Below are 24,291 nucleotides of genomic sequence, written 5' to 3' on the forward strand. Positions count from 1 at the left end.
TGCGATGACCTTCGATACGGGGCTACTCTCGATCCGTCACCTTATTTCATCATCTTCTGCAATTTGTCTTTTTCAGACCCGCTCGGGTGATGACTCATATCAAGGACGATACCCGCCATCTCCCGCACCTCGGCAGGGGCGGAAGCATCGTTCATCACTTGTTTGAGCTTGGGCTTGTCGGCATCCGCCGCTGCGTGCTCAAAATTGGAAATTGCTGTGGCCAGCACGCGCTCTTGCGCCGTCGTGGCTTTGTTGTCGATGATGGCTTTCAGCGTGCCTTTTTCCGCGCCACTGGGGCGATGCTCCAGATGGGCTAGAATGCCCGCCATATCACGAACCGCCTGTGTTGCGGCAAGCGCAAGCTGCGCTCCACAGATGAGGAATAGTATGGGTAGGGAAAATAAAAGTTTTCTGATGGTCACGGCGCACCTCCTGGTTGTACGAGCGAATGGAGACCAACACTTCTTGCCTGTGGTCTGCACGTCAATATTAGTAGCATTGGCGTAGAAAGGGTAGATATTTGGCTTTTTCGACATGAGAAGGCTCTGACAGGAGAAACGAAGGGCGATTGCCCGTTGCGGTGCAGGGAAAAACTGCCTATCCCATGGGGAGTAGGCCACGCCGCAAGTCATGAGCGCTCACGCTGCCCGGAATGCGTTTCCTCGCGCATGCGGGCCAGAATATGCCTGGTCATGCCAGTCGCCAGTTCATGCTCGCCCATGAACACCTTCCCGATGCCTTCCTTTTGCAGCAGTTCGGCTTCTTCCTCGTTATGGGTCCGCAGCACGGTCTCAATCGCCGGATTGAGTGTTCGGGCGATCTCCACCATTTTGCGCACATGAAAGGTGTCCGGGGTCGCGATGACCAGCATGCTGGCCCCCGCGATGTGCGCCTGAATCAGCACTGCGGGATCGGATGCGTCTCCATATACCGCCGGGATGTTTCGTGCGCGCAGTTGTTCGACAAATTCGCGGTTCTGCTCGGTAACCACGTAGGGTATGTTCCTTTCACCAAGCGCCTGGGCGATCCGGCGTCCGACGCGTCCATAACCGACCAGAACAACCTGTCCAGCCAGGAACGATTGATCGACCGACATCGGAAGCTCAGCGAGCGGGTCATCTCTCTGCTCCAGTCGCCGCGCGAGGCGGGATCGTGTGCGTATCCATATTTGCGCCGGCTCGATGGCCGTGAAGACGAACGAATTGAGGGCGATAGAAATCAGTGCTCCGGCGAGAATCAGGCTTTGGCCCTCGATAGGCAGCAGACCTAGCGCGACACCCAATCCGGCCAGGATAAACGAGAACTCGCCGATCTGCGCCAAACTCGCCCCAACCGTGAGCGCGGTGTTGAGCGGGTAACGGAACGCCAGCACCAGGGCGATGGCGGCAAGGGTTTTGCCCACCATGATGATGGCCACCACCACCATCACCTTGATGGGTTGCTCGATTAGCACCTGCGGATCAAACAGCATGCCGACCGACACGAAGAACAGCACTGAAAACGCGTCGCGCAATGGCAAGGATTCGGCGGCGGCACGGTGGCTGAACTCCGACTCGCGCATCATCATCCCGGCAAAGAACGCGCCTAGCGCGAACGATACGTCGAACAGTATCGCTGAGCTATAGGCCACCCCAACGGCCACAGAAATCACGCACAACGTGAATAGCTCTCGTGAGCCGGTGCGCGCCACCAGCCAGAGCACGCGAGGGAATACGCGTCGCCCCACCACCAGCATCAGCGCGATAAATGCAGCGACTTTGGCGAACGTGATCCCCAAGGTTATCCATAGACTCCCGCCGGAGGCGGCATGGGCCACGGCATCCGTCTTCCCGCCCAGCAGGCTCGCAAGCGGAGGCAACAGTACCAGCACCAAAACCATCACCAGATCTTCGACGACCAGCCAGCCTACGGCAATGCGGCCGTTGACCGAATCCAGCACGCCTCGGGCCTCCAGGGCACGTAATAGCACTACCGTGCTGGCAACCGACAAGGCGAGGCCGAAGACTAGCGCTGCGCCGATATCCCAACCCCAAATCGTGGCAGCCACCATCCCCAGCACAGTGGCCACGACGATCTGCACTATGGCTCCCGGGACTGCGATGCGCCGGACAGCAAGCAGGTCATCTAGCGAGAAATGCAGCCCGACGCCGAACATCAGCAGCATCACCCCTATTTCGGCGAGCTGGCTGGTAAGTTCGACATCCGCGACAAAGCCTGGCGTAGCCGGACCGATCACGATCCCCGCCAGGAGATAGCCAACCAACGGCGGCATTCTCAAACGCGACGTAATAAAACCCAGAACCATCGCCAATCCCAGCGCGGCGGCGATGGTTGTTATCAGGCTGATATTGTGAGGCACTTGATTGACCCTGTAGTGTGGCGCAGACACATATTCATTGTTATCTCCAAGACCGGGGCGTCATCTACCAGCACTCATTTTCCCACAACAGCGTTTTTTTGCCTTTCACTGTTTCGGGCTTCATAATGACCCCATTATGACACTCAAACCCTATTCAGAATCCTGCGATCAAAACAAAGACCCGATTCTCGCCGTACTCCAAAAAGAGTTTGCGCATTCGCGCCGGGCACTGGAGATCGGTAGCGGCACGGGGCAGCACGCGGTCTATTTCGGGCGGCATCTCCCGCACCTGATGTGGCAGACCAGCGATGTGGCGATGCATCATGGTGGGATATGCGCCTGGCTGGATGAGGCCGCGCTGCCAAATGTGCTGCCACCGCTGGCGCTCGACGTGGATGACGATCCGTGGCCGAGGGCACAGGTAGACGCAGTCTTCAGCGCCAATACCACACACATCATGTCCTGGCCGCAAGTGAAGCGGATGTTTGCAGGTGTCGGGCACATTTTACAGGACAATGGGGTGTTTTGTTTGTATGGGCCATTCAATTATGGCGGCACGTATACCAGCCCCAGCAACGCTCGTTTCGACATATGCCTGAAAGCGCGCGACCCGTTAAGCGGCATCCGCGATTTTGAGTCGCTGGAGGAACTCGCGCGGACGGCGGGCATGTCTTTACTACAGGATCATGCCATGCCTGCCAACAATCGCACTTTGGTGTGGCGCAAAGCATAACAAGGGCTAAAGATCATGCACAGGAACCCATTACTGGAAAAACTTGACTCCTATACCGCGTTCGATCAGGCCGAAAAACGCATGGCGACGGTGATTGAGCGGTTTGTACATGCCCAGCCACGCTGCTTTGAACGCTCACTGGAAATCGGCCACATCACAGGTTCGGCATGGATTGTCGACAGGGAAAGAACTCATGTGTTGCTGACACATCACCGCAAGCTGGACCGGTGGTTACAGCTGGGCGGCCATGCCGACGGCGACCCCGACATTCTGAATGTCGCCTGGCGCGAGGCGCGTGAGGAATCTGGCCTTGAGGGGATCAAGCCAGTGTCGGAGGGCATCTATGACACCGACGTGCACCTCATCCCCGCCACACCCAAGGAACCCGCCCACCTTCACCATGACGTGCGTTTTCTGTTCGAGGCGGATCGTCATGCACCTCTAGTAATCAGCGCTGAATCGAAGGATCTTGCTTGGGTGCCGATTGCAAAAATAGGCGACTACAGCGTGGATGAATCAATAATGAGAATGGTCTATAAGTTACGCCGATAACCGACGTTTTTACATTCGGCGACCGGAAGCATAGCAACAACGTAAGAATTTTCTCTTGCTGATTTTGTTCGAATCACGAACAGCTTTACGCACGCCCAACTGTCGATCGGGAATTCAGGGTGATTTACGTATTGATAAACACCGCCAGGAACCCAATCTTAATTATTGGTGGGATTGCGGCATTAATCCCGGGATCTTGCGAAAACCCAAGGGGAGGTATTTTATGGAACCCAAACCTGCCACAAACCAGGAAGGCATACTGAGCTGCGAAGTCTGCCTGAAGGAGATTCCCGCATCGGCCGCCAAGAACTTTGAAGCCGAGGACTATGTCCACCATTTTTGCGGGGCGGATTGCTTTGATAAATGGCTGAATAAAGAGAAGAATTCCGTAAAAACCGGCAAGGATTAACGGTTGGCGATGAAGCACGCGGCTCAATGCGGCATTTCAACACCGTCCTTCTCCTTGTGACGCATCACTTCCTGGAGGGAGCGGAACGCGGTTGCATCGAAATCACGGAACACGAGGCCCATTCCCTCTTCCGTTAAGCGCGCGACCTTTGCCCGAATTTTATGCTTGATACGCTGCTCGCCTGAGCCTAACATGAAAATCAGCTCAACCTGCGCCTCCTTTGGCAACAGCGGTTGGGCAGACTCAAGAAACACTCCGCCCAAACCAATATCTCGCGTCTTGCACACCGATATCTCTTGGCCATGAAAAAAAAGTCCGACATCAAGATATATGGGTGCCCGTGCTGTCCAGCGGCGCTCCATGACATTACTCTCCAAATTTCGCCCATGTGAAAATAAGATGAAGCAAAGACCCCCAAAAGGCCTCTCTACCCAGACACAACTGACATAAAAATAACACTGTTATTAAGCACGCAAAATACGATCCATAAAACGATGACAGGCGCAGCAACTAATTGTTATTAATTCACTAATAAAATAAAAGAAGAACACCACCCTAATCATAGAGTGATCAAAAATGATGCGAAGTGTAAAGTTTACCGACACTTATTCGTCAATACTTTACACTTGACTTGAAATGTCACCACTCCGGGCAACAAAAAGAATCGGAAAAGTGTTCCGCTTTTTTGCAAAATCAAACACGACTAACAGGAAACGCCATTACCTCGTCTATCGTTTGAGCCTGCGCCGCAATCATAAGCAGCCGGTCCACCCCCAGCGCGACGCCGCAACAATCCGGCAGACCGTGTTGCAGAGCGGCAAGCAGACGTTCGTCCGGGAGAATATCGGGCAGACCGGCGGCATGGCGTTTTGCGCGATCCGCGTCAAAACGCCGCCGCTGCTCACCGGCATCACCCAGCTCGTGATAGCCGTTGGCCAGCTCGATGCCACTGATGTACAACTCAAAGCGTTCCGCCACCGCCGGATTGCCGGGCCGCACGCGCGCCAGAGCCGCCTGAGACGGGGGGTAGTCAAAGATGAAGGTAGGACGCCCTATACCAAGCTGAGGCTCGACCACATGCGTCAACAGCAGGTCCAGCCAACCATCCCGGCCACTATCATCAAGCCCCGGTGGCTCACTTATGTTTTGGATCAAGGCGCAATGTTTAAGTTCCTCCACCGTTGCGGCATGGGGGTTGATGCCGACATGGCGGACAAAGGCATCGGCATAGCTGAGGCGCTCCGCCTGCGGCGCGCCGATCAGGAGACCTACCAGAGCCTCGACCTCGCTCATCAGCGCCGCAAGATCAAATTCCGGACGATACCATTCCAGGAGGGTAAATTCAGGATTATGCCGCCGCCCCGCCTCTTCGTTCCTGAACACCTTGCCCAACTGGTAGATCGGCCCACTCCCGGCGGCGAGCAGACGTTTCATGGCGAATTCCGGGGAGGTCTGCAGGCACAAGGTGCGGCCTTGAGGTGCGCCGGGGCCGGTATAACGGGTGGTAAAGCTGTGCAGATGGGGGTCGGTCACCGTCGTAGAGGACAGTGTTGGCGTTTCCACCTCCAGCACACCGCGTTCGGAGAAAAAGCTGCGAATGGCGGCCAGCACGCGGGCGCGCAGCCGCAGGTTTTCAAGGCTTGCGGTAGGCCGCCATTCGATGGGAAAATTATCTTGCAAGCTATGCTTTAATTGCGATTTTTTTCGCCACCAAAACTTAAGCCTTGGCCCGCGACAGGTACTCCCCGGTACGCGTATTCACCTTGAGCAGATCGCCGATCTCGACAAACAGCGGCACACGCACCACGGCGCCTGTCTCTAGCGTAGCCGGTTTGGTGCCGCCACCCGAGGTGTCACCACGCAGACCAGGATCAGTATCCACCACCTTGAGCGTAACCGTATTCGGCGGCATCACGCTAAGCGGTACGCCATTCCACAGCGTAATCACGCAGACATCCTGTTCCTTGAGCCATTTGATGGCATCTTCCACGGCGGGGGCATCCGCAGCAATCTGCTCGAAGGTCTCCGGCACCATGAAATGCCAGTGCTGGCCATCGCTATACAGATACTGCATCTCGACATCGACGACATCGGCGGCCTCCACAGTGTCGCCGGATTTAAAGGTGCGCTCAATAACGCGCCCATTCTTGAGGTTGCGGAATTTAACACGGCTAAACGCCTGCCCTTTACCGGGCTTGACGAACTCATTTTCCAAAATCGAACAGGGATCATTATCCATCATGATTTTGAGGCCAGACTTAAATTCATTGGTGCTATATGTGGCCATGCCATCCTCGTTCAAAAATACAGCGGTTGCGTGATAATGCAGGATAATCAATCCCACACCCTGCCTTTAGAAACTGTTCACAACCTCGCTGAAGGGCGCATTGCGGCGTTACCCTTATATATCCGGGCGAACTCAAAATGCTCACATACTTCATGTATGCCCCACTTTTTCGCTCGATTTTGCCTTGCACTGCATCCCTTGATCGAGATCGTGAACAGTTTCTTAGACTCCGGTAAACTATGCCTATGTTACCGCGAATTTCACCATCTTGGCAGACCAGTTCCTGGCAAAAATTGCTTGCCCAGGCCATTAGTGATCCGCTTGAACTGCTGGCGATGCTCGATCTTGCGCCGGATGCGCTGTCTTTGGGATATGCTGCCCGGCGCCAATTCGCCCTGCGCGTGCCGCGTAGCTATGTGGCGCGGATGCGCAAGAGCGACCCTAACGACCCGTTGCTGCGCCAGGTATTTCCGCTCAGCGACGAAGAATTCCTTGCCACAGGTTTTAACACCGATCCGGTGGGCGACCTTGCCGCCATGCCCGCCCCCGGCGTGCTGCATAAGTATGAAGGGCGCGTGCTGCTGGTGACCACCGGCGCGTGCGCCATCCATTGCCGCTATTGTTTTCGCCGCCACTTTCCTTACAGCGACGCCAATCCCGCCGCCCATGGTTGGGATGCGGCGCTGGACTATATCGCCGCCGACACAACCGTAAGCGAGGTTCTTTTGAGCGGCGGCGATCCTTTGACGCTTACCGACCAACGCCTGGCTCCCCTGGCACAACGCTTATCCGCCATCCCGCATCTTAAACGGCTGCGCATCCACACGCGCCTGCCGATCGTATTGCCGGAACGCGTGGATAACGCCCTGCTTGCCTGGCTGGACACAAGCCGCCTGAAACCGGTGATGGTGGTCCACGCCAACCATGCCAATGAGATTGATGGCTCAGTACGCGATGCGCTGTCGCGCCTTGCGCAGGCTGGGGTGGCTTTATTCAACCAGACCGTACTGCTGCGCGGCGTGAATGACTCCACCACAGCCCTGGCCGATCTTAGCGAGGCCCTGTTTGAAGCCGGGGTAACACCGTATTACCTGCACCTGCTGGACAAAGTGCAAGGCGCCGCCCATTTTGAAACCGAGGAAGCACGCGCGCGTGAGCTCATGAAAGAACTGCGCAACCACCTGCCCGGCTATCTCGTCCCCCGCCTGGTGCATGAACAGGCCGGCGCTCCGAGCAAACTACCCCTGCTGTAAACCGAAAGCACCGCTTAGCACTAGATTTTCCAGCTCTAAAAAATCGGCTGGCCAAGCCGATACAGTGGCATGAACCAACTGATTGCTGGAAATATCCCCCATGGAAAATAGCGGCATCATATTGCACTTCCCACAAAAAGACGAACCCCAGAATTTAGCCTGTCCACCCCATCCCCTGAAAATAAAGGAGTGGCTGGAGCGTCTTCCGCTAGACAACACCGGCGAAACAGCACGCTTGGTCTACCAGGAGCTGACCGCGCTGAACCGTACGACAATTGGCGCCCAGCACCGTTTCCAGATTCTCGAATCCTTCAGGCCATCGGTCCATCATGTCGCGAACGCGCTAAAAAAACATTACCTTTGCTCAACCTTGCCGCTATCCAACATCGCCATCAAAACCGCACAACTCACGCGGGAACTCTACCTGGAGATGGCAAACGGCTATAAGATCATCATCGACAACCTGCTGACCAATGAATCCACCGCAAGCATGACGCTGACGCACATGCACCGCGCCATGCGCTACCTGAGCGAAGCGCTGCTTACCTCTTATCAGATGTATGCGCCGTCCCCAACTACAGCATGGCATGACATGCACCAGATGTACCGCTACGCGGAACATAAAAAGCTGCACGAAAGCCCCGTGCTGGACAACCAGAATACTCTCAGTCCGCAGCGCAGCATCAACGACATCTACAAGCAGGCATTGCTACTGGCCTTGGCGAATCCCTACCAGCTATCACAGGATGGGATCACAGAGGTATATACAGCACTGGTCACATTGGCGCCTTATGGCCTGTTGAATACCGTATCGAATCCCGGCGACGCGGCTGGATCGTTCATAATCAATTTAACGGGGGATGATCCACCCACATCGCTGGCAGTGAACAACAATTGTAGCGCTGAATCATGCCGGGCGTTAGACACCACGGATTTGATATATCGCCTCTATCAAATATTGGAAAACGAGGCTGGCTCACCTGAGCCAAACGCTACGCGCAACGACACCTCCGCGTCACCAATAGCTTCTGGATTGGCACGATGGCTAATCTCGGCATGGGGCATTGTCTCCAGGCGCAGCTTTGCACGCCTAAGAAAAACCGGACGGATCAATATCGCCATCGGGCTCGACGCCATCCATCATTTCATCAGAAAAACATCCGTGGTGGATGCAACGCTTTCTTTCAGAAAGAAAGATATTCACCCCGCGCCTGCTTCGCCACCCAACCCACCCAGAGCAAATAACGACCCTATCGCCTTGTTCTCCCGCAGCCTGCAAAACACGGCACATAGAAACGTTGACACCTCTCGCGCCCACGCAACACACACGTGCACAATAATCAATGAAAGCGCAGGCGGTTCCGGCTTGCTATGGAAAGTAGACGGTAATTCAACTCCGTTCAAAGCCGGAGAAATAATTGGCATTCAAACCGCCAATGGAATGAGTAACAATGAATGGGGAATCGCCGTCATTCGCTGGTTAAAGGATGTGACCAGCTCGGAGGTGGAATTCGGCATTGAGATGCTGGCGCCGACCGCCGAGGCGGTGTTGATACGTACCCATGCCGCGGACAGATCCGGCGATGCTCCGCTGAATGGCCTGCTGTTGCCCGAACTCACAGCCACCAATCAATCCGCCACCTTGATAACACCCGCACACGCATTTCAGACCGGCAAGGAAATCATCCTCAGCACGAACAGCGGAACACGTCACGCACTACTCACGGAATCACTGGAGGACACTGGCGGCTTCATGCAATTTCTTTTCATGCCCGTTCAGGTTATGACCCCTGAAACCCTGGCTTCTGCCGTCCAGACACACGACAAGGATTTCGAGCTACTTTGGGCTTTTATATGATGGGAGGTGGATCCTCCCTCATATATGTATTTCGCCAGCACTCCACTCCATTCAACGGAAATTTTTCCGATTTTCCCTACCCTATTCTAAATATTTGAAAATCCTGGCCGATAGTAATAATACCCCCTGAAATATGTTCAAGGAGAATGGCCCGCCATGGAAAATGCCACCCTCAATTTACAAACGCCGTGCCTGGACAAAAGCCTGGGGATGGACTTTGATCCACATCCTGTCAAGATAAAAGGGTGGATCGAACATTTGCCTCTGGTTAATACCGGAGAAACCGCGCACGCGCTCTATTGCGCACTGACAAAGCTGAACCGTACCACCCTTCCGGTACAACACCGTTGCCAGATTCTGGCATTGTTCAGAACACCAACCCGCAGAGTAATAGCGGCACTAAAAAAACAGTATATCGGCGCAGCCTTTCCGTTATCGGAGTCAAACCTTAAAGATGCTCATCTGGCACGCGACCTTTATAGCGAAATGGCGAATGGCTATAAAGTTACCCTCAACAATCTGATCACACATCAATCCTCGGCATTCACCGCCGGCAAGGCCTTGCTGCTGCTGCATCATGCCATGCAGCACCTGATTGACGCACTACTGACCTCCTATCAAATATATACACCCTGCCCAAACACAGTATGGCGGGACATTCATCAGCTCTATCATTACGCCGAACAAAAGCATCTCCATGAAAGCGCCATCCTGGACACGGAAGACGCGCCTATTGCACGCCACAGCATCAGCGATCTCTACAAGCAGGCGTTGCTGCTGGCATTGGCCAATCCTTATCATTTATCTCAAAACGAAATAGGCAGCGTAGTTGGGATTCTTGGCCAATGGTCATCCCTCAGTCGACTGGGACCCGTTTCCGACGCCACCAATCTGGCAGAATCATTCATGATCGACCCGGAAAAAGACGAGCCCACTTCATCACCAACAACAAAAAAAAATTGCTTTTCCAAATCATGCCGGGTGCTGGATACCTCACCCCTGATTGATCATCTGCGTAATACTCTCAGTCAACAAGAAACCCAGGAATCACAAAAGTCATTGTTGCCTCACGAGCTTTTGGTCAGACTCATGTCATCATGGGGAACAATCCCGCAACGCAGTTTCTCCCGCATCAATAAAAACTCCGTACTTGTTGTGACAGTAGGCCTGGGCGCTATTCATAACGCCATCAATGGAGCTTCAGCATCCCCCGCGAACGAAACACGTAAAGGCAAAGCCAGTTTCACAAGCCGCCCTGTAACCGGGCTGTATGGTGCGGAAGATAATTGGGATGCGCAGGAAGCGGAGAAGGATCAACAGGACGTATGGAATGTAATCAATCAAACTACGTACTTCGCAAAGCAACAGGAGAAACAGCCTGCACCACCCCCGGCCGCAACACTTCCCTTTGCAACGTATGAATGCGCCGTTGTCAACGAAAGTGCCAACGGCGCGTGCCTGGCATGGGAAGGAAACAAAAAATCGGTGAAATTCAAGATTGGTGAGTTGGTGGGCATCCGCATCACAACCCAGGGAAACCTTCAGGAATGGGGCGTAGCGGTCATACGTTGGATGAAAAACGTCAAAAATTCACGGATGGAGTTTGGCATTCAGATGATGGCCCCCATCGCTGAGTCAATAACACTAAGCCGTTATGGCATTGAAAAGAGCGCCACTGATCAGACGGCAGGGCTACTATTGCCAGAGATCAAGACTATCAATCAACCTGCCACCGTAATAGTGCCCGCCCATATCTTCAGCGCCGGACATAAAGTAGCCATAAAGACTCATGGCGGCAAAGGCGGAAGCATGCATGCCACGTTGCTCGCCGATCCTTTGCAAAACACTGGCCTCTTCGTACAATTCCGTTTCGCGCCGGAACATGACGTCAACGATAGCACGCTTGCATCCGGCGCGCAGATGGGAGACAAAGGATTTGAATGGATGTGAAATACCGCCAAAAAGCTTCTGAACTCGCCAGCTTCGTGACGGCATATTTTCTCCGGACTTTTATCCGGTTACTGTACTGTTTGCCGAAAGAACTCAGTAAGCACCACAGGATAGCGAAGCGTTCCACCACCGCTTAATGCACCTTTTGCCAGCTCTATAGCCTGCACAGACTCTTCAGGCACAGGCAAAAGGCACCGGATATCCCATTTGGAGGCCTTTTCAAGGCCGAACCGCACATAAAACTCGGGATGCCCCACTACCACAATAGCCTTGTGCCCAAGACTCGCCGCCTTGGTGATTGCGGCCCGCACCAGGGCAGAGCCTATGCCACGATGCGACTGCGAGGGTACCACCGCCATCGGCGCTAGCGCCAGCACATCGAACTCGCCTCCTGGACGGCCAAGATAGGCTCGCGACAGCAGGATATGCCCCACGATACGGTTATCTATTTCAGCAACGAGAGATAATTCGGGAATGAAATGCTCGGACTGTCGTAACACGGTGACCAGAATCGCCTCCGCTTCGCCTTCGAAAGCGCTAAGATTAACAACATCAATCGCGCGCACGTCAGCCGCTGTTTCCTGCCGGACGGTAATATCTGTCATGGTCATTTTATTGTTCTCCTTGCTTGGATACAGCTTTGTTTGGATACAGCCTACATCGGCGGGGAATCCATTTTCTTTAATAGCAGCCTGCCCCAGCAGCCTGCCCCAAATGACAGAGGCGCCCTTCAAGGGCGCCTCTGTTTACCTTATTAGCTACGCTGGGAACGTAGCGTGGCAATGCGTTCTTCCAGCGGAGGATGGCTCATAAACAGGCGTTTCAGCCCGTGACCGATCCCACCCGAAATGCCAAACGCAGCCATCTGGTCCGGAAGATGAGCCTGGTTAGCCCCCATTTTCAAACGCTCCAGAGCAGCAATCATCTTTTCCCGCCCGGCCAGGCTCGCGCCACCGGCATCGGCGCGAAATTCGCGGCGACGGCTGAACCACATGACGATGGCGCTGGCCAATACGCCCAGCACCAGCTCAGCGACTATGGAAGTTACCCAGAAAGCCGGGCCATGGCCGCGCTCGGTCTTGAACACCAGCCGGTCTACCAAATGGCCAACTACCCGCGACAGCACAATCACAAAGGTGTTCACCACACCTTGAATCAGCGCCAGGGTTATCATGTCACCATTGGCGACGTGGCTGACCTCATGCGCCAGCACGGCCTCAGCCTCATCCTGACTCATGGAACGCAACAGGCCGGTGCTCACCGCCACCAGGGCGTTGTTACGCCACATGCCAGTGGCGAAGGCATTCACGTCGGGCGAGTCATAGATCGCCACTTCCGGCATTCCGATACCGGCCTTTTGTGCCTGGCGCTTCACGGTATCCACCAACCATGCCTCGGTGGCATTTGCCGGGCGCTCGATCACGCGCGCCCCGGTCATATTCTTTGCGCTCCATTTGGAGATCGCCAACGAGATGAACGAGCCACTCATGCCGATGATGCCGGCATAGATGAGCAGCGAAGTCATATTCAAATCGACTCCCTGCTGGTCGAGAATACCTTCAATCCCTAACAGACGCATCGAAACGCTGAGTACAACCAGCACAGCGATGTTGGTAAGCAGGAACAGAAAAATGCGTTTCATTCAAAACCTCGTAAGTTATAAACACAAGTCATTAGATAGGGGCAGATCATGAAAAGTTCAAGTCTTCCGTAGCCGGAGAATCCCAGAAGTGAAAGGGGATTTTATCATAATTACAATAAGTTATAAATAAGCCTCCTATAACCCGCTATTGGCCCGCCAGGCCTCCAGCTTGCTGTGCATGCGCCGCACATGACTGCCCTCCCAATAGACCTTACCGCACTGCGGGCAATAATTAAGGTGGCGAACCATCGCGCGCGAACGATGCGGCACCTCACACCACAGCTCGGGCGGGGCCTCGATCAACGGCGTGTTGCACACCAGACAGCGCGTGAATGGCCGGAACGTCCAGTCGATCCCGATCTGCCCGGTCAGCTCCTGGATGCAATCCTGCACCGTGTTGGAACGCAGCAGGATCACCACACCCGGCGCATCACGGAATTCCGTGAGTTTGCGGTCGCGCGTGATCAACAGCCGCCCTTCCCGCACCGCACGCTGGATCAGATCGCGGTCGCGGACTCCGTCTCCCTCGATCACCGTGTCATACCCCGCCGCGCGCAGCCAGCGCCCCAGGCGCTTGAGCATCTCGTCACACAGGAACTTCATGGCGTTTCGATGAACGCCCGCACCACTGCTGTCCAGGCACGGGCCAGATTGTCCAGGTTATAGCCACCTCCACCCAAGGCCAGGATGCGCCCCTCACAGCATTCCTCAGCGATTTCGCACAACCGGGTCGCCGCATAGGCGTGGGTGGCGGGCGAATACGTCAGGTTTGCCAAGGGGTCGCCTGCCAGACTATCGGCACCGCATTGCAGAATGATGAATTCAGGACGGGCATGGCGCACAAATGCCTCGATACGCGGCCAGACTTGTAAAAAGGCCGTATCTCCGGCACCCGGCGACAAGGGGATGTTGAGCTTGCTGCCTGCCGCCGCGCCACGCCCAATCTCGTGCGCCGCGCCGGTGCCGGGAAAGAGATAACGGCCATTTTCATGGACATCGACGATGTATATCTGCGGATCGGTCTCATAAGCATAAAACACCCCATCACCGTGATGGACATCAATATCCACATAAGCGATGCGCTGCACACCATAACCACTGCGCAAGATCTCAATCGCCACGCCGATATCGTTGAAAATGCAAAAACCCGTCGCGGCATCGCGTGCCGCATGGTGCAACCCGGCGATGGGGACGAAAGCACGGCGGCAGCTACGCTCCATGATGCACTTCACGGCATCGACGGTGGAACCCACCACATATGCCGCCGCTTCATAGACACCTGCAAAGGCAGGGGTATCGCCAGCGTCGAAATCCCCCCAGCCCCGCGCCGACATCGCCTTGATGCGCGCCACGTGAGCATGTGTATGGAAGCGCTCGATCACCTCCTGCGCCGCCATTACCGGCGCGCGGACGGTTACGCCGCCATCCAGGCCGTTGCGGATCATTTCATCCCAAAAGGCCTCCATCCGCCCGGCCCCGAAGGGATGGCCACCGGGGAAAGCGTAGCGGGCGAGGCCTTCGCCGAGGTAGACACACACGCGGTTATCGTTTGCAATTGGCATCGGCTTATGGCCTCTGGCCGCCATGCAAAACGATCAACGCCAACACGACGAGCGCAACCCCCACAACCAAAATCGCCGCCAATTGCCGGTCGATCTGATTCACCGCCTGCACCAATTTCACCAAAGTGTCCATCCTGCACCCCCAAAAACCATAGCCATAAAGATGAGGTTACAGCCGGCGCATCATCATCGTAAAGGACCAAATAATGCTGATTTCCAGCGTTTTTTCGTCCTTTACAAAACAGAAAGCCCGCAGTTGCGGGCTTTCTGTACTCAACTAACGAGAAACCTTACGGACGGGCGTCAACACCCTCACCCTCTTTCTTGACGGGCATCAGATTACTTCTGTCGACACCCAACCACATCACGATAGGACTGGCCACCAGCACCGAGGAATAGATGCCGAACACAATACCAATGGTGAGCGCCAACGCGAAATAGAACAGCGACTCGCCGCCGAAAAACAGCATGGACAGCACCACCAATTCCGTCATCGTGTGGGTGATAACGGTGCGTGACATAGTGCGGGTAATAGCGTTGTCGATGACTTCCGGAACGGATGCTTTGCGCATCTTGCGGAAGTTTTCGCGAATCCTGTCAAACACCACCACCGACTCATTCACCGAGTAGCCAAGAATGGCGAGCACACCCGCCAGCACTGTCAAGGAGAACTCCCACTGAAAGAAAGCAAAGAAACCCAGGATGATAACGACATCGTGCATATTGGCGACGATCGCGGCAATCGAGAAACGCCATTCGAAACGTATCGCGAGATAGGCCATAATTCCGGCGCACACCAACAGGAGCGCCAGCCCGCCACCCTCATACAATTCCTGGCCGACCTGCGGACCAACGAACTCCACTCGCCGCCGCTCCACGCTGGCATCCAGCGTCTTGAGCGCGTGCATAATCTCATCGCTGAGCGTCGCCGAGGACATGTTCTGCTTTGCGGGCAGACGGATGAGCACATCCTGGGTGGTGCCGAAGTTTTGTACTGTCACATCGTGATAGCCTGCCCCTAGAAGCCCGGTACGAATATGCTCCACGTCTACTGCGTGCGGGTAATGAACCTCAACTACCGTACCACCGGTGAACTCGATGCTCAGATTCAGCCCGCGCATGAAAAGGGCCCCGACCGCCAGGGCAAACATCACGGCCGAGATTACCGTTGTAATGCGCGCGTAGCGCATGAACGGAATATCGTGCTTGATGCGGAAAAATTCCATCTAACTATCCTCGAAATTAAATCGGCAGTTTGGAGAGCTTGCGCCCACCGTAAATCAAATTAACCATGGCGCGCGACACCATCACTGCGCTGAACATGGATGTCAGGATGCCGATGCACAACACCACTGCGAAGCCGCGCACTGGACCGGAACCCAGCAGGAACAGCGCGAAACCGGCAATCAACGTCGTAATGTTCGAATCCAGAATAGTACCCCAGGCGCGTTCATAACCGGCATGAATCGCCGCCTGGGGCGTATTGCCATTGCGCAGCTCCTCGCGGATACGCTCGAAAATGAGGACGTTGGCATCGATCGCCATACCAATCGTGAGCGCGATACCTGCAATGCCCGGCAGGGTAAGTGTTGCTTGCAACACGGACAACACCGACATCAGCAACACCATGTTCATAAACAGCGAAACACTCGCGATAACACCAAAGACCCGATAATAGACGCTCATGAAAATGGCGATAGCGGCGAAACCGATGAGCGTGGAGTTGAACCCTTTGGCGATGTTCTCTGCGCCCAGACTCGGGCCCACAGTGCGCTCTTCGACGATATCCATCGGTGCGGCCAGCGCACCCGCACGCAACAGCAAGGCAAGATCGCGTGCTTCGTTGGAGCCGTCCAATCCGGTGATCTGGAAGCGTTTGCTGAGCGCCTCGCGGATGGTTGCGATATTGATGACCTCTTCGACCGTTTTCTTGGTCTTGACGGCTTTGCCGTCGACCATACGCGTCTCGGTCTTGTTCTCGATGAACACCACGGCCATCGGCTTGCCGACATTGTCCTTGGTGATGTTATACATCATCTTGGAACCCTTGCCGTCCAGCGAAATAAACACTGCTGAACTGCCATCGCGCTGATCAAGACCCGATGAGGCATCAGTGATATCCTGCCCGGTAATGATCACGCGCTTCTGGAGTAATACAGGGGCGCCCTTGCGCTCTTTATAGAGCTTAGAGCCAAGCGGCACGCGTCCGGCCACGGCATCCTGGACATTGTGCTCCGTATCCACCAGCCGGAATTCCAGGGTGGCGGTAGCGCCCAGAATATCCTTGGCGCGCGCAGTATCCTGCACACCAGCCAGTTGCACGACAATGCGGTCCGCACCCTGCTGCAGAATCACCGGCTCAGAGACGCCCAGTTCGTTGACGCGGTTGCGCAGGGCGGTGATGTTCTGCTGCACAGCGAATTTGCTTATCTCAAGCTTCTCTTTTTCGCTGATCGAAGCCAGCAGATAGTATTCGCCGCCGCGATCCTCATCTTTGATAACTAAACTCGGGTACTCCTTCTTGATTGTATTGAGGGCCTGGTCACGCTCCCCCGCATCACGGAATTTGACTTCCAGGCTGCCGGTATTTTGCCGCGCCACGGTCAAGTACCGCAATTTTTTGTCGCGCAGCAAAGTGCGCACCTCACCAACATAGCGCTCTTCCGCCTGAGCCAGTGCAGCCACGGTATCCACCTGCATCTGGAAGTGCACGCCGCCGCGCAAATCCAGCCCGAGGTACATCGGCGCGGCGGCCAGGGAGGTCAGCCAGCCGGGGGTGGCAGGCGCAAGGTTCAGAGCCGTTATATAGTCATCGCCCAGCGCTGCGGCAACTGCGTCCTTGGCCTTGAGCTGGTCATCGGTGTTGGAAAAGCGCACCAGCAGACTGCTCGCTACTGCCTCAATCGGCTGCGAGGTGATTCCGGCCTGCCTGAGGGTATCCTGTACTTTGGTGCGCGTGGACATATCGATGGGAGTACCACGGCTCGATGATATCTGCAGCGCAGGATCCTCACCATAGAGATTGGGCAATGCATACAACGCACCGACGGCGAGCACCGCCAGAATCAGCAGGTATTTCCACAGGGGATACTGATTAATCATGAATCATCCTTCCGGCCAGCAACACTCAAAATAACGGGATAGCAAAACAAGGCAGGCGGTTTCACACCTTATGATTTATAGGTTCCCTTGGGCATCAAGGCAGTGATGGCGCTACGCTGCACCTTGATTTCGACGCCATCGGCGATTTCCAAGGTAACAAAGCTCTCATCAATACGGGCGATCTTCCCCAGCAGGCCGCCAGTGGTGACCACTTCGTCATTCTTCGCCAGCGCCTCGGTCATTTTTTTATGTTCCTTGGCACGCTTCATCTGCGGGCGAATCAGCAGGAAATAAAACACCACAAAAATCAGCAGCAGGGGGACAAATTCCATAATGCTGGGTGCGGCGGAGGCAGGGGCGGCTTCGGCCCAGGCATCGGAGATAAAAAAGCTCATACGGTTTCCTTCTTTTCTTAAAGTTTTGGCTTGCGGGCTTCGGGTTGTTCGCTATGACCCGAAACCCATAACTGGCTATTATTGCACAGCCGGTACGTTTTGCGCGCGTCTGGCATAAAACTCGGCCACAAAGTCATGCAATTTACCCTCGCTGATGGCCGCGCGCAGGCCGCGCATCAGCTCCTGATAATAATAAAGGTTGTGAATGGTATTGAGCCGCGCGCCCAGGATTTCGCGGCACTTATCCAGATGGCTCAGATAGGCACGGCTGTAATTGCGGCAGGTATAGCAACCGCACGTCTCGTCCAGCGGCCGGGTATCGTTGCGGTAAGTGCTGTTGCGGATGCGAATCTCGCCGCCATGCACGAACAGGTGGCCATTGCGGGCGTTGCGCGTGGGCATCACGCAGTCGAACATATCGATGCCGCGCCGTACCGCCTCCACAATATCCACCGGCGTGCCGACACCCATCAGATAGCGAGGTTGCGCCACCGGCAGGTGGGGAATGGTATGCTCCAGAACACGTTCACGGTCATCCTTGGGCTCGCCCACCGACAGGCCGCCAATCGCGTAACCATCAAAGCCAATCTCCAGCAGGCCCGCTGCCGATGCCTCGCGCAAGGTGGGATACATGCCACCCTGCACAATGCCGAACAGTGCTGCGGGGTTGTCACCATGGGCCTCACGGCTGCGCTTCGCCCAGCGCAGCGACATCTCCATGGAGTCACGCGCCTGCTGTTCGGTGGCAGGATAAGGTGTGCATTCATCGAACACCATCACAATGTCCGCCCCCAGCGCGCGCTGCACAGCCATGGAACGCTCCGGATCGAGAAACACCTTGTCGCCGTTCACCGGTGAACGGAATTCCACGCCTTGCTCTGTAATTTTCCTCATCTCACCCAGACTAAAGACCTGAAATCCGCCCGAATCGGTGAGGATCGGCCCCTCCCAGTGCATAAAGCCGTGCAGATCACCGTGCATGCCGATTATTTCAACGCCGGGACGTAGCATTAGGTGAAAGGTATTGCCGAGAATGATTTCGGCACCGGCCTCACGCAGCTCCTCGGGGGTCATGGCCTTGACGGTGCCATAAGTGCCCACCGGCATAAAAGCTGGGGTCTCTACCATGCCGCGCTCAAATATCAGACGACCACGCCGCGCGGCGTGGTCGGTATGCAAAAGTTCAAATTTCATGGGCTGTGATTATAGCCGGATTTTTGATAGAGTTCCTTTTTTAACCCGAATGTTTCATAAATTCGCGTGATGATCGCGCAGGATTTTGATTGATAGGGGAATTTTGTGAGGAAGCGCCGTAGTTATTCATACGGCCGACTGAACAAAATTCCCATATCGATCAAAAGACCAGCGAGGACGCGCGAATTTATGAAACATTCGGGTTAGCTCATGCAGAAACGCTCTGACGCAAAGACAGAATTACTTGCAAGTCAATTCATATGGAGTTTTTCAGACTTGACCAAAAAAAAGACAACGACCCCGCCCAATTTTGAATCAGCTCTCAAAGAATTGGAAACTCTGGTGGGCCGCATGGAGCAAGGCGATATCTCGCTCGAAGAGTCACTCGCCTGCTTCGAGCGCGGCATCAACCTGACACGCACTTGCCAGCAATCTCTCAAAGAAGCGGAGCAAAAAATTCAGGTGTTAATCGAAAAAGACGGGCAGCCGGAACTGCAACCGTTCGCTAATGAAAACTAACGACTTCAAGGGCTGGCTTGCAGCCTGCCAGGAACGTGTCGAGAAAAACCTCGACCACTGGCTGCCGGCGGCCACGATTCATCCCGCGCATTTACATGAAGCAATGCGCTATGCCGTGCTGGGCGGCGGCAAGCGCATTCGCCCATTGCTAGTGTATGCAGCTGGCGGCGCGCTAGGCGTGGAGAACGCCGCACTCGACGGACCAGCCTGCGCCGTGGAGCTGATTCACGTCTACTCACTGGTGCATGATGACCTGCCCGCCATGGATGACGACGATCTGCGGCGCGGCAAGCCCACCTGCCACAAGGCGTTTGACGAACCCACCGCAATACTCGCCGGCGATGCCCTGCAAACACTGGCCTTTTATGTCCTCGCCCACGACCCCGCCATCCAGGCGAACGCCACCGCACGGCTGAAGATGATTGAGACTCTGGCGCTGGCCTCCGGCTCGCGTGGCATGGCGGGCGGACAGGCCATCGACCTGGCCGCCGTAGGACGTACGCTGACGTTCGGGGAGCTGGAAGACATGCACATCCACAAGACCGGCGCCCTAATCCGCGCCAGCGTGACACTCGGCGCACTTGGCAAACCGGACATTGACCTCGATGTCTTCAACCGCCTCGATCGCTACGCCAAGTGTATCGGCTTGGCATTCCAGATTCGCGACGACATCCTTGACATCGAAAGCGACACCGTAACCCTCGGCAAAACCCAGGGCGCGGACATCGCCCGCGACAAACCCACCTACCCCGCCCTGCTCGGCATGGCAGAGGCCAAACAGCGCGCCAGGGACCTGCACCAGGAAGCGCTGAATTGCCTCGGCACACTTGACGAGCGCGCCGATCCATTGCGGTGGATCGCGGAGTATGTAGTAGAACGGATCAGCTAACCCAATCCTGCACTTGCACCAGCCGGTGCCGCGTCTCTTCGTCTTGTCATCAAATTGTCATAATTTCGTCACAATACTGTCACGTATTTGACATTAAAATTTCCTCCGTTGTTAACATTTTCTTAACATTTTCATAGAAGGGAAACCTGCCGTACGGCAAGGCGACACCATAACTGGAGGAAAGATAACGGTGAATACAACCAAGATGTCCTATAAAGAGCGGCGTAACAATCCATCCAGGCACCGCGCAGGCATAGCGCTGTCCGTCGGCCTGCTGTGTGCCGCGATGCAGGTGCCTGCGCACGCGAATGAGGCCGTTTCCGAGCTAGTAAAGACCTTGAAGGAAAAAGGGGTACTAAGCAATGAAGAGTACGGCCAGATCAAGGACACCCTTCGGGAGATCAAGCAAAGCGAAGCCGAAGCCAAGCGCGGCGAATTAAAGCCGGTATTCAAGGATGGCATTGCCATCGAATCTGCCAGTAAGGATTTCAGCCTTTCTCTCACCGGTCGCGTGCATGCCGATTATCGCAATTACCTGGGCAATGACGGCATGACTGCCGACACCTTCGAGATGCGTCGCGCCCGTGTTGGTGCCAAAGCCAAATTCTATGACCGCTACGAAGTGCAAGTGATTGGCGAATTCGGAGCGGGTGGCGCGGCGCTCGACATCGCCCATCTGGATGCCCTGTGGTGGCCGAAACTGGGCTTGCGTTTTGGACAGTTCAAAATGCCGATGGGGCTTGAGCAGCTTACCAGCTCCAATTTCATTGACTTCCAGGAACGTTCCCTCGCCGATCAACTGGTGCCCGGCAAGGAAATCGGCGCAATGGCATTCGGCGAGATCACCAAGGGCGTCAATTATGGCCTGGCGCTATCGAACGGGCGCGGCATCAACCGGGCAGAGCTTTCGAACATCGATACCACGACCAGTCAGAACAACGCCAAGGCGGACAAGATGGATGTGATTGGCCGCATCACCGCCAATTTCGCTGAGATTCTTAAGCAGAAGGATGCCGTCTATCACGCAGGCCTAGCCTTCTCCAAGGGCGAACAAGCGCCCGGCGACGGCGTATTGAGCGCCCGCTCTCAGGCCAGGGGCGCCAGTTTCTTCCAGACTGCGACTTTCGATGGCGAGAATTTTGATCGCACACGCTATGGCTTCGAAGGTGCGGCCGCGCGCGGCCCCGTCAAGTTACAGGGCGAATACTTGACGGCCAACTATCAGGGCAACAGCAAAGCTGGCGTCAACTTTGACCGGGACATCAGCGCCTGGTATGCCTCGATCAACTGGATGATCACTGGCGAGAAATATGCGGACAATTACAAAGCTGGCGCGTTTGGCCGCATCCGTCCCAACACCAACTTCCAGCCCGGATCGCTGGCTGAAGGCTGGGGTGCCTGGGAGGTGGGGCTACGCTTCGCCGAGTACGATGCCTCCGACTTTAGTGCTGCCAATGCTGCCGGAACCGGACGCCTCGCCGCCTCCTCAGCAACAACCGCCTACACCAATAAGGCAGGCGCATGGACCGCAGGTGTAAAATGGATCGTCAACCCCAATACGCGCTTTATGTTGAACTATGTACAAACTGACTTTGACACCCCGGTCACTGTCAATGGCGTCACCAGCAAGAGCGAAAAAGCCGCCACACTGCGCGCCCAGTTTGATTTCTAAGTCAAACCTACCCTAACCATTGAGGCAACACGCATGTTAAATAGATCCATCAGAAAATCGATAGCCATGACCGCCGTTCTGGGCGGTCTGTCGAGCTTGTCAATGACGGCTATCGCTGTACCCACTATCAAGGCCGACGGCTCCAGCACCGTTTTCCCCATCACCGAAGCGGTCGCCGAAGAGTTTCAGAAAGCCAAGAAAGGGACAGTCCGCGTCACTGTGGGCATCTCCGGCACAGGCGGCGGGTTCAAGAAATTCTGCCGTGGCGAAACCGATATTCAGGATGCCTCGCGCCCGATTCTGGCGGGTGAAATGGAATCATGCAAAGCGGCCGGCATCCAATACATGGAACTGCCCGTAGCCTATGACGCCCTCACTGTAGTGGTCAACTCCGAAAATAGCTGGGTAAAGAGCCTGACCGTGGCCCAACTCAAGAAGATGTGGGAGCCAAGCGCGCAAGGCAAAATCAGCAAATGGAACCAGATCGACCCCTCCTGGCCCGACGCACCCATCCGCTTGTTCGGCGCGGGCTCTGACTCCGGCACCTTCGATTACTTCACCGAAGCTGTCGTAGGCAAGGCCAAATCCAGCCGTGGCGATTATACCGCCAGCGAGGATGATAACGTGCTGGTACAGGGCGTCATACGCGACAAGAACGCACTGGGTTACTTCGGCTACGCCTATTACGCCGAAAACGCCAGCAAGCTGAAGGCGGTGCCCATCTCGGTGCGGGACGGAAAAGCCGCCGTCGCACCTGGCCCTACCGCGGTAATAAATGGCAGTTACCAGCCACTATCGCGCCCGATCTTCATTTATGTCAACGCGAAATCCATCCAGAAACCTGAAGTCAAGGAGTTCGTTGAGTTCTATCTGAAGAACGCATCCAATCTGGTCAAGCAGGTAAGCTACATCCCCCTGTCCGCCACCGATTATAATCTGGTGCTGGAAAACGCCAACAAGCGCAAGCTGGGCAGCCTTTTCGGCGGCGTACCCGAAGTGGGCGTAACCATTGATGAACTGATGCGGCGCGAAGGAAAGCTGTAACCGGTTTTATTTCTAATTGCCTGTTCACCCTCTCTCTGCACGGAGAGAGGGTTTTTTGTTACCTGAATTTGGGCCGTCCAATGCTCATCTTCGACCATCAAATGATACCGCCCCATCATTTGACATTTTCAATACCCAACTGCATTGTGCGCTTTGAAAAAGATTCATCGGTAAGGCCAACATTCACTTTGATGTCGGTGATAGTCAACAGGGTCTTATTGCCCGTTTGAACATTCACACCCACCACCTCCTCCCACGCCCAGACATCATTAATCTTTTTCCATTTTGTGAATTGCTGTTTTTGTAATTTATTACGCTCATCATAATAATCAATGCGCAGCGGCAAGAAATTGTCCTTTGATATCCATCGCACAACCCTCCCATAGGGATAAATTTCCGCGCCGCCTTTTTTGGGAGCACTCTCTACGACATGGCAAGCAACACCATCCATGGCTTCGGACGGTAATAATTGGTGCGTGTCATCATCGGGATTTCGTGGCACAAGATCGAATTGCCGCAACTCCGACTTTGAAAACTCCTCCTCCTTAGCATGCTTCGGCCCGGTATGGCTCAATCTTCTAACCATTCGCAATTCGGGCAGGTATATCCACTCATCGTCGTTTTTATTAAGTTCTGGCTTATAAAAAATCCCTAAATAAGAGACGCCTTTGGCATCGGGAGGAAAGTCACGGAACATTATGACCTTTGTGTCGGCATCGCCTGCTCCCTGGAATTTTTTCCACGCCATGGAGTACACCAGCTTTTTTTCCGGCTCTCCTTTTTCCTGAAAAATAAAGGTGATTTTCGACAGGGAATCATCCCCGCCATAGACCTGAAAGGATTTTCTCATGACGGCATCTGCGGAAAGTTC

24 protein-coding genes are annotated in these 24,291 nt (G+C 55.1%); 10 read left to right on the forward strand and 14 right to left on the reverse strand.

Annotated elements, in window-relative coordinates:
- Positions 1–41: 41 nt before the first annotated feature.
- Together M3A44_13920 and M3A44_13925 are read right to left on the reverse strand one after the other, a co-directional pair.
- Positions 42–422: a hypothetical protein gene (locus M3A44_13920; protein ID MEQ6342703.1), complete on the reverse strand. Its 381-nt coding sequence runs from the start codon at positions 420–422 to the stop codon at positions 42–44.
- A gap of 206 nt (positions 423–628) precedes the next feature.
- Positions 629–2,359, reverse strand: a complete 1,731-nt coding sequence (locus M3A44_13925) for a Kef family K(+) transporter (GenBank protein ID MEQ6342704.1) — start codon at positions 2,357–2,359, stop codon at positions 629–631.
- Between the two features lie 136 nt (positions 2,360–2,495).
- On the opposite strand from M3A44_13925, the gene M3A44_13930 reads away from it, so the two are divergent.
- From M3A44_13930 to M3A44_13940, 3 genes are all read left to right on the forward strand, one after another.
- Complete coding sequence (locus M3A44_13930; GenBank protein ID MEQ6342705.1) at positions 2,496–3,092, forward strand: class I SAM-dependent methyltransferase; 597 nt, start codon at positions 2,496–2,498, stop codon at positions 3,090–3,092.
- Between the two features lie 15 nt (positions 3,093–3,107).
- A complete protein-coding gene (locus M3A44_13935) occupies positions 3,108–3,644 on the forward strand; it encodes an NUDIX hydrolase (GenBank protein ID MEQ6342706.1) in 537 nt (178 codons plus the stop codon).
- Between the two features lie 223 nt (positions 3,645–3,867).
- Entirely contained in the window at positions 3,868–4,053 is a 186-nt protein-coding gene (locus M3A44_13940) for a DUF3330 domain-containing protein (protein ID MEQ6342707.1), read from the forward strand.
- Between the two features lie 23 nt (positions 4,054–4,076).
- Here M3A44_13940 and M3A44_13945 read toward each other — a convergent pair whose 3' ends face one another.
- The 3 genes from M3A44_13945 to efp all read right to left on the reverse strand — a co-directional run bounded on the left by M3A44_13945 (position 4,077) and on the right by efp (position 6,340).
- Positions 4,077–4,415 (reverse strand): PilZ domain-containing protein, encoded by a 339-nt coding sequence (locus M3A44_13945; protein MEQ6342708.1) that lies wholly within the window; start codon positions 4,413–4,415, stop codon positions 4,077–4,079.
- A gap of 331 nt (positions 4,416–4,746) precedes the next feature.
- A complete protein-coding gene (epmA, locus tag M3A44_13950; GenBank protein MEQ6342709.1) occupies positions 4,747–5,733 on the reverse strand; it encodes an EF-P lysine aminoacylase EpmA in 987 nt (328 codons plus the stop codon).
- A 37-nt stretch (positions 5,734–5,770) separates the two neighbouring features.
- On the reverse strand, positions 5,771–6,340 hold the full coding sequence (gene efp, locus M3A44_13955) for an elongation factor P (protein ID MEQ6342710.1): 570 nt from the start codon (positions 6,338–6,340) through the stop codon (positions 5,771–5,773).
- Positions 6,341–6,585: 245 nt separating this feature from the next.
- On the opposite strand from efp, the gene epmB reads away from it, so the two are divergent.
- The 3 genes from epmB to M3A44_13970 all read left to right on the forward strand — a co-directional run bounded on the left by epmB (position 6,586) and on the right by M3A44_13970 (position 11,401).
- Positions 6,586–7,593 (forward strand): EF-P beta-lysylation protein EpmB, encoded by a 1,008-nt coding sequence (epmB, locus tag M3A44_13960; GenBank protein ID MEQ6342711.1) that lies wholly within the window; start codon positions 6,586–6,588, stop codon positions 7,591–7,593.
- A 100-nt stretch (positions 7,594–7,693) separates the two neighbouring features.
- Positions 7,694–9,451, forward strand: coding sequence for a hypothetical protein (locus M3A44_13965; protein ID MEQ6342712.1), 1,758 nt, complete (start codon positions 7,694–7,696; stop codon positions 9,449–9,451).
- 156 nt (positions 9,452–9,607) lie between these two features.
- Positions 9,608–11,401: a hypothetical protein gene (locus M3A44_13970; GenBank protein MEQ6342713.1), complete on the forward strand. Its 1,794-nt coding sequence runs from the start codon at positions 9,608–9,610 to the stop codon at positions 11,399–11,401.
- Positions 11,402–11,469: 68 nt separating this feature from the next.
- On the opposite strand, the gene M3A44_13975 is transcribed toward M3A44_13970, so the two are convergent.
- The 8 genes from M3A44_13975 to tgt all read right to left on the reverse strand — a co-directional run bounded on the left by M3A44_13975 (position 11,470) and on the right by tgt (position 19,296).
- Positions 11,470–12,012: an N-acetyltransferase gene (locus tag M3A44_13975; GenBank protein MEQ6342714.1), complete on the reverse strand. Its 543-nt coding sequence runs from the start codon at positions 12,010–12,012 to the stop codon at positions 11,470–11,472.
- 143 nt (positions 12,013–12,155) lie between these two features.
- Positions 12,156–13,043, reverse strand: a complete 888-nt coding sequence (htpX, locus tag M3A44_13980) for a protease HtpX (GenBank protein ID MEQ6342715.1) — start codon at positions 13,041–13,043, stop codon at positions 12,156–12,158.
- A gap of 135 nt (positions 13,044–13,178) precedes the next feature.
- Complete coding sequence (locus tag M3A44_13985; protein ID MEQ6342716.1) at positions 13,179–13,646, reverse strand: Mut7-C RNAse domain-containing protein; 468 nt, start codon at positions 13,644–13,646, stop codon at positions 13,179–13,181.
- Positions 13,643–14,605, reverse strand: a complete 963-nt coding sequence (locus M3A44_13990; GenBank protein ID MEQ6342717.1) for an acetoin utilization protein AcuC — start codon at positions 14,603–14,605, stop codon at positions 13,643–13,645. Before M3A44_13990 ends, M3A44_13985 begins: the two co-directional genes overlap by 4 nt.
- Positions 14,606–14,895: 290 nt before the next feature.
- The gene (gene secF / locus M3A44_13995; GenBank protein MEQ6342718.1) at positions 14,896–15,831 is read right to left on the reverse strand and encodes a protein translocase subunit SecF; all 936 of its coding nucleotides are present in this window, start codon (positions 15,829–15,831) and stop codon (positions 14,896–14,898) included.
- Positions 15,832–15,847: 16 nt separating this feature from the next.
- On the reverse strand, positions 15,848–17,707 hold the full coding sequence (secD, locus tag M3A44_14000; protein ID MEQ6342719.1) for a protein translocase subunit SecD: 1,860 nt from the start codon (positions 17,705–17,707) through the stop codon (positions 15,848–15,850).
- A 68-nt stretch (positions 17,708–17,775) separates the two neighbouring features.
- Positions 17,776–18,102: a preprotein translocase subunit YajC gene (gene yajC, locus M3A44_14005; GenBank protein MEQ6342720.1), complete on the reverse strand. Its 327-nt coding sequence runs from the start codon at positions 18,100–18,102 to the stop codon at positions 17,776–17,778.
- Between the two features lie 78 nt (positions 18,103–18,180).
- Entirely contained in the window at positions 18,181–19,296 is a 1,116-nt protein-coding gene (gene tgt, locus M3A44_14010) for a tRNA guanosine(34) transglycosylase Tgt (protein MEQ6342721.1), read from the reverse strand.
- A 276-nt stretch (positions 19,297–19,572) separates the two neighbouring features.
- Here tgt and M3A44_14015 point away from each other — a divergent pair, with 276 nt between their 5' ends.
- From M3A44_14015 to M3A44_14030, 4 genes are all read left to right on the forward strand, one after another.
- Positions 19,573–19,815, forward strand: a complete 243-nt coding sequence (locus M3A44_14015; protein MEQ6342722.1) for an exodeoxyribonuclease VII small subunit — start codon at positions 19,573–19,575, stop codon at positions 19,813–19,815.
- A complete protein-coding gene (ispA, locus tag M3A44_14020) occupies positions 19,805–20,704 on the forward strand; it encodes a (2E,6E)-farnesyl diphosphate synthase (protein ID MEQ6342723.1) in 900 nt (299 codons plus the stop codon). The genes M3A44_14015 and ispA overlap by 11 nt, the downstream gene beginning before the upstream one ends.
- A gap of 190 nt (positions 20,705–20,894) precedes the next feature.
- Entirely contained in the window at positions 20,895–22,376 is a 1,482-nt protein-coding gene (locus M3A44_14025; GenBank protein MEQ6342724.1) for a porin, read from the forward strand.
- 33 nt (positions 22,377–22,409) lie between these two features.
- On the forward strand, positions 22,410–23,420 hold the full coding sequence (locus tag M3A44_14030) for a PstS family phosphate ABC transporter substrate-binding protein (GenBank protein MEQ6342725.1): 1,011 nt from the start codon (positions 22,410–22,412) through the stop codon (positions 23,418–23,420).
- Between the two features lie 115 nt (positions 23,421–23,535).
- Here M3A44_14030 and M3A44_14035 read toward each other — a convergent pair whose 3' ends face one another.
- Positions 23,536–24,270, reverse strand: coding sequence for an outer membrane lipoprotein-sorting protein (locus M3A44_14035; GenBank protein MEQ6342726.1), 735 nt, complete (start codon positions 24,268–24,270; stop codon positions 23,536–23,538).
- Positions 24,271–24,291 lie beyond the last annotated feature (21 nt).

It is taken from the genome of Gammaproteobacteria bacterium (genome assembly GCA_040183005.1).
GTDB lineage: Bacteria > Pseudomonadota > Gammaproteobacteria.

Excerpts from the sequence above, each read along its gene's own strand:
- M3A44_13970 (MEQ6342713.1), top strand. The coding sequence starts at position 9,608 with ATGGAAAATGCCACCCTCAATTTACAAACGCCGTGCCTGGACAAAAGC.
- ispA (MEQ6342723.1), top strand. The coding sequence starts at position 19,805 with ATGAAAACTAACGACTTCAAGGGCTGGCTTGCAGCCTGCCAGGAACGT.
- M3A44_14035 (MEQ6342726.1), bottom strand. The coding sequence starts at position 24,270 with ATGAGAAAATCCTTTCAGGTCTATGGCGGGGATGATTCCCTGTCGAAA.
- M3A44_14030 (MEQ6342725.1), top strand. The coding sequence starts at position 22,410 with ATGTTAAATAGATCCATCAGAAAATCGATAGCCATGACCGCCGTTCTG.
- secD (MEQ6342719.1), bottom strand. The coding sequence starts at position 17,707 with ATGATTAATCAGTATCCCCTGTGGAAATACCTGCTGATTCTGGCGGTG.
- secF (MEQ6342718.1), bottom strand. The coding sequence starts at position 15,831 with ATGGAATTTTTCCGCATCAAGCACGATATTCCGTTCATGCGCTACGCG.
- M3A44_13940 (MEQ6342707.1), top strand. The coding sequence starts at position 3,868 with ATGGAACCCAAACCTGCCACAAACCAGGAAGGCATACTGAGCTGCGAA.
- efp (MEQ6342710.1), bottom strand. The coding sequence starts at position 6,340 with ATGGCCACATATAGCACCAATGAATTTAAGTCTGGCCTCAAAATCATG.
- M3A44_13975 (MEQ6342714.1), bottom strand. The coding sequence starts at position 12,012 with ATGACCATGACAGATATTACCGTCCGGCAGGAAACAGCGGCTGACGTG.
- M3A44_13985 (MEQ6342716.1), bottom strand. The coding sequence starts at position 13,646 with ATGAAGTTCCTGTGTGACGAGATGCTCAAGCGCCTGGGGCGCTGGCTG.
- M3A44_13930 (MEQ6342705.1), top strand. The coding sequence starts at position 2,496 with ATGACACTCAAACCCTATTCAGAATCCTGCGATCAAAACAAAGACCCG.
- M3A44_13935 (MEQ6342706.1), top strand. The coding sequence starts at position 3,108 with ATGCACAGGAACCCATTACTGGAAAAACTTGACTCCTATACCGCGTTC.
- epmB (MEQ6342711.1), top strand. The coding sequence starts at position 6,586 with ATGTTACCGCGAATTTCACCATCTTGGCAGACCAGTTCCTGGCAAAAA.
- tgt (MEQ6342721.1), bottom strand. The coding sequence starts at position 19,296 with ATGAAATTTGAACTTTTGCATACCGACCACGCCGCGCGGCGTGGTCGT.
- M3A44_13965 (MEQ6342712.1), top strand. The coding sequence starts at position 7,694 with ATGGAAAATAGCGGCATCATATTGCACTTCCCACAAAAAGACGAACCC.
- M3A44_13990 (MEQ6342717.1), bottom strand. The coding sequence starts at position 14,605 with ATGCCAATTGCAAACGATAACCGCGTGTGTGTCTACCTCGGCGAAGGC.
- htpX (MEQ6342715.1), bottom strand. The coding sequence starts at position 13,043 with ATGAAACGCATTTTTCTGTTCCTGCTTACCAACATCGCTGTGCTGGTT.
- M3A44_13945 (MEQ6342708.1), bottom strand. The coding sequence starts at position 4,415 with ATGGAGCGCCGCTGGACAGCACGGGCACCCATATATCTTGATGTCGGA.
- yajC (MEQ6342720.1), bottom strand. The coding sequence starts at position 18,102 with ATGAGCTTTTTTATCTCCGATGCCTGGGCCGAAGCCGCCCCTGCCTCC.